Genomic DNA, 4,997 nt, shown 5'->3' on the forward strand with positions numbered 1-4,997 from the left:
GTTTTTTTTTAATATCCACCCGGGGGTCCCGGGGGGGGCCCATGCGCCTGGTTCGGGGCGGGCGACACGGGGGCCGTCGACTCGGCCGCCGAGACCCTCGACCTCCTCGTCGACGAGGGAGAACTCGAACGCCGCCGCGCCGCCTGGACCCGCCCGGAGCGCCTCGCGGAACGCGGCGTCTTCAGCAAGTACGTCGCCACGGTGGGCTCCGCCTCGGACGGCGCGGTCACCGTCTGACCTCCACCGGAACGTGCGCCCCGGAGCGTCCGAGCAGGATCGAGCAGGATCGAGCAGGAGGGCCGGGTCGCCCGGCCCTCCTCTCACACCACCGGACAACGGCAGATTTGCCACAGGCCCACAACTGCCGTGCCACACTGCGCACTTCCGACCCATTGACCCTCCGCAACGCCGGAACCTACGCTGTGCGGCGTATTGAGAAAGCGCTTTCCAGCCCCGCAGGCCCCACCAGCACCGGGAGCGCCATGAGTGATCATCACCCCAGACGGCATGAACGGCCGAGAGCCCTTCGCACCGCAATCTCCCCCGTCTCCGTCATCACCGCACTGCTGGCGCTGCTCCTCAGCCTCGGAGTGACCCTGTCACCCCGTGCCGAAGCAGCGCCCTACCGCGTACTCGTCTTCTCCAAGGTCACCAACTTCACCCACGACTCGATCCCCGCCGGTATCGAGGCCATCAAGAAGCTCGGTAGCGAGAACGGCTTCGAGGTCGAAGCCACCGACGACGCCTCGGCGTTCACCGACGCGAACCTCGCCCGCTTCCAGGCGATCGTCTTCAACAACACCAACTCCACCCCGGAGAGCGGCGATCTGCTCGACGCCCCTCAGCGAGCCGCCCTGCAGAAGTACATCCGGGGCGGCGGCGGCTGGGTCGGCCTGCACGCCGCGTCGGCGAGCGAGCGCGACTGGTCATGGTACGAAGGCCTGGTCGGCGCCATCTTCGACAAGCACCCGGCCGTGCAGACCGGCCGGATCAAGGTGCTCGACCGGTCCCACCCCTCCACCGAGGGCCTTCCCGAACTCTGGGAGCGCACCGAGGAGTGGTACAACTGGCGCACCAACCCCACCGGCAAGGTGCACACCCTCGCCCAGGTCAAGGTGCGCGACGGCGTCACCGGCCTCGACGAGGGCGTCGACCAGCCGTGGTCCTGGTGCCAGAACTACGACGGCGGGCGTTCCTGGTTCACCGCGGGCGGCCACGCCAAGTCCGCGTTCCAGGAGGCGGATTTCCTCAAGCATATGCTCGGCGGCATCCAGTGGGCCGCCGGCAACAAGCCCGGTGACTGCACGGCGACCAAGACCGGTGCCTTCCAGCGCACCGCGCTGGCCACCAGCGATCTGGCCGACCCCTTCGAGCTGGCCGTGGCGCCCGACCGGCGTGTCTTCTTCATCCAGCGCACCGGCAAGGTCAAGGTGATCGACCAGCGGACGCTGAAGGTCACGACCGCGCTCGACTTCGCGTACACCCCGGAGATGACGAGCCAGTCGGACGGCCTGCTCGGGCTCGCGCTCGACCCCGGCTTCGCCGAGAACAACTGGCTCTACCTGCTGCACTCCGACAAGACCGAGAAACGCCTGAACCTCTCCCGGTTCACGGTTACCGGCAACACCATCGACCCCGCGTCCGAGAAGCGGCTGCTGACGATCCCGACGCTCCGCGGGGAGGGCAGGGCCAACTCGCACATGGCCGGCTCTCTCGCGTTCGACAAGGACGGCAACCTGTATGCCGCGACCGGCGACAACACCGACCCGTTCGCGTCCGACGGCTTCACGCCGATCGACGAGGGCGAGGGGCGTCGCGCCTGGGACGCCCAGGGCACCGCGGGCAACACCAACGACCTGCGCGGAAAGATCCTGCGCATCACACCGAAGGACGACGGCACCTACTCCGTGCCCGAGGGCAACCTCTTCGCACCCGGCACCGAGAAGACGCGTGCCGAGATCTACGCGATGGGCATGCGCAACCCGTTCCGTATCACCACCGACCCGATCAGCGGCGCCCTGATGGTCGGCGACTACGGGCCCGACGCCCGCGCGGCCAAGCCGGACCGCGGCCCCGAAGGCACGGTCGAGTACATGCGGATCACCGAAGCGGGCAACTTCGGCTGGCCCTACTGCGTGGGCAACAACACCCCGTTCAACGACTACGACTTCCAGGCGAAGACCTCAGGTCCCAAGTTCGACTGCGCGAAGCCGGTCAACGACTCGCCGAACAACACCGGTCTGACCGAGCTGCCGCCCGCCCAGCCGGCGACGGTCTGGTACGCGTACTCGGCATCCGCCGAGTTCCCGGAGCTCGGTACCGGCGGTGGCGGCCCGATGGGCGGCCCCGTCTACGACTTCGACCCGGAGAACGCCTACCAGGGCAAGTTCCCGGAGGCCTTCGAAGGGAAGTGGTTCAACTACGAGCTGACCCGCAAGTGGTTCAAGACCTTCTCCTTCCAGCAGCAGGACCAGACGTTCACCGACCCCCGCTTCCAGCCGGTGAAGGCGGGTGACCTGCATTCGATCAACACCGTCTTCGGCGACATGAAGTGGAACCAGCCCTTCGACGCCGAGTTCGGCCCCGACGGCGCGATGTACGTCATCGACTTCGGACTCGGCAGCGGCACCGGCCGCGGCGGCAGCAACGAAGGTTCCGGCATCTACCGGATCGACTACGTCGGCGACAACCGGCTGCCGAACGCCAAGGCAACGGCCACGCCGGACACCGGTTCCGTGCCGCTGACCGTGTCGTTCTCCAGCGAGGGTTCCGGGCTGCCCGGCGACAAGCCGGTCACCTACGCCTGGGACTTCGACGGCGACGGCACCACCGACTCGACGGAGGCGAACCCGACGCACGTGTACCGCGAGAAGGGCCGCTTCACGGCCCGGCTCACCGTCACCGGGCCCGGAGGACTGACCGGCCTCGCCGTCCAGGACATCACCGTCGGCAACACCCGGCCGCAGGTCACCATCCAGCAGCCGCCGAACGGCGGGATGTTCAGCTTCGGCGACACCATCCCCTTCACCGTGAAGGTCAAGGACAAGGAGGACGGCCGCAGGATCGACTGCTCACGCGTCGTCGTCCAGTCGCAGCTCGGACACGACTCCCATCTGCACCCGCTGGACAACTACACCGGATGCGCCGGCGAGATCGCGACCGACGCCGGCGACAGCCACGGCCCCGGCCAGAACCTCTACTACGGCATCACCGCCCAGTACGAGGACAAGGCCGCACCGGGCGTTCCGGCGCTGACCGGCTCCGCCTCGCTGACGCTGCGCACCACATTCCGCGAGGCCGAGCACATGACGTCGACGGGCGGCGCGCACGACGGAGTGGAGGTGGGCGACCGCAGCGACGCCTCCGGCGGCAAGCGGCTCATCGAGATCGAGGACGGCGACTGGATCGGCTTCGACCCGGTCAGCCTCAAGGGGATCGACTCCGTGACCGTCGGAGCGTCCTCCGGCAGCATCGGCGGAACCGTCGAGTTCCGTGCGGGGTCGCCCACCGGCGCACTGCTCGGCAAGGTGACCGTGCCGAACACGGGCGGCTACGGCAACATCGTCTCCCCGACGACACCGCTGGTGAACCCGGGCGGGACGACGAAGCTGTACGCGGTCTTCAGCAACCCCGAGTGGTCGGCCGACAAGCCCGACCTGTTCGCCGTGGACTGGCTGCACTTCAACGGCGCCGGTGTGGAGAAACGCCAGGGGGCCAAGGTCAAGGTCACGGCCACGCCGGCGACCGGTGCCGCCCCACTCACCGTCCAGCTGGCCGGGAAGGTCACGCTGCCCGAGGGCCGGACGGCCGCCTCGTACCACTGGGACTTCGGCGACAACAGCAAGCCGACCGGTGAGGAGAAGGCGACCACCACCCACACCTACGCCCGCGCCGGCATCTACACCGCGCACCTCACGGTCACCGACGATCAGGGCGACACGACCACCAACTCGGTCCACATCAATGTCAGTTGAGACAAGGAGTCCGATGAGCGGAACCAGACGCGCATTCCTCGGCAAGGCTCTCGGAGCCGCCGCGGCGGCCACGACGGTCATGGCGACGGGCTCACTCGCGAACGCGGCGGAGGCGGCGGAGACTGCCTCTGAGGGGGCACGACGCCGGCGCCGCATCCCGCCGTCCGGGATCGGCATGCACCTCTACACCATGCGCACCCCCCTGGCGGCGGACTTCAAGGGGACCCTCGCCCGGCTCGCACAGATCGGCTACAAGACCGTCGGTGTGAGCGGCCGGCACGGCAACAGCGCCGCCGCCATCCGCTCCATGCTCGACGAGACGCACCTGCGGGCCGTCCTGGAGCACGTCGGCTACGACACCGTGCGGGGCAGCGGTCTGCCGAAGGCTCTCGAGGACATCCACACCCTCGGCGCCCGGTGGATCGTGGTGCCCAGCCTGCCCGGCGCGATGCACACCCCGGCCGGATTCCGCGAGGCCGCCCGGGAGTTCAACAAGGCCGGGCTCGCCGCACGCAACGCGGGTCTCGGCCCGCTGCTGTTCCACAACCACGGCGCGGACCACCAGGTCGTGGACGGCGAGAACCTGTACGACATCCTGTTGCGGGAGACCGACCCCGAGCTGGTGGGCTTCGAGCTGGACGTCTACTGGGCGGCGAAGGGCGGCGGCAGCGACCCGCAGGACCTCTTCGTGGAGCACCGCCGGCGGTTCCCCGCGCTGCATGTCAAGGACATGGCCCCGAGCGGCGGTTTCGCCGATGTCGGCTCCGGTGTCCTGGACTTCGCCGCGATGTTCGACACGGCGCGCAGTGGCGGTGTGAAGCAGTGGCTGGTGGAGCACGACGCCCCGGCGGACCCGTTCACCACGGCAAAGAACAGCTACACCTACCTGGCGAACCTCAGGTACTGACCGGACGAGCGAAGGAGCCCTGGGCCCCCCCGCGGGGGGGGGGGGCGGGGCGATCCGCCGTACCCCGGGCCGGACGGGGAGCCGGGGCGGGGGCCCGCGACAGGTGTGGGCGGGGC

At 69.2% G+C, this 4,997-nt stretch carries 2 protein-coding genes and 1 pseudogene; all 3 read left to right on the forward strand.

Translation table 11 applies throughout. The features are described 5' to 3' along the window. Window positions 1–42: 42 nt before the first annotated feature. Window positions 43–237 (forward strand): annotated as a pseudogene (locus ACFWR9_RS34545) (dihydroxy-acid dehydratase); the annotation flags it as partial. A 245-nt stretch (window positions 238–482) separates the two neighbouring features. Next, window positions 483–3,974, forward strand: coding sequence for a ThuA domain-containing protein (locus ACFWR9_RS34550; protein ID WP_383849306.1), 3,492 nt, complete (start codon window positions 483–485; stop codon window positions 3,972–3,974). 13 nt (window positions 3,975–3,987) lie between these two features. Then, window positions 3,988–4,881, forward strand: coding sequence for a sugar phosphate isomerase/epimerase family protein (locus ACFWR9_RS34555; RefSeq protein ID WP_383849308.1), 894 nt, complete (start codon window positions 3,988–3,990; stop codon window positions 4,879–4,881). Window positions 4,882–4,997 lie beyond the last annotated feature (116 nt).

This window comes from Streptomyces sp. NPDC058534, assembly GCF_042717365.1.
GTDB lineage: Bacteria > Actinomycetota > Actinomycetes > Streptomycetales > Streptomycetaceae > Streptomyces.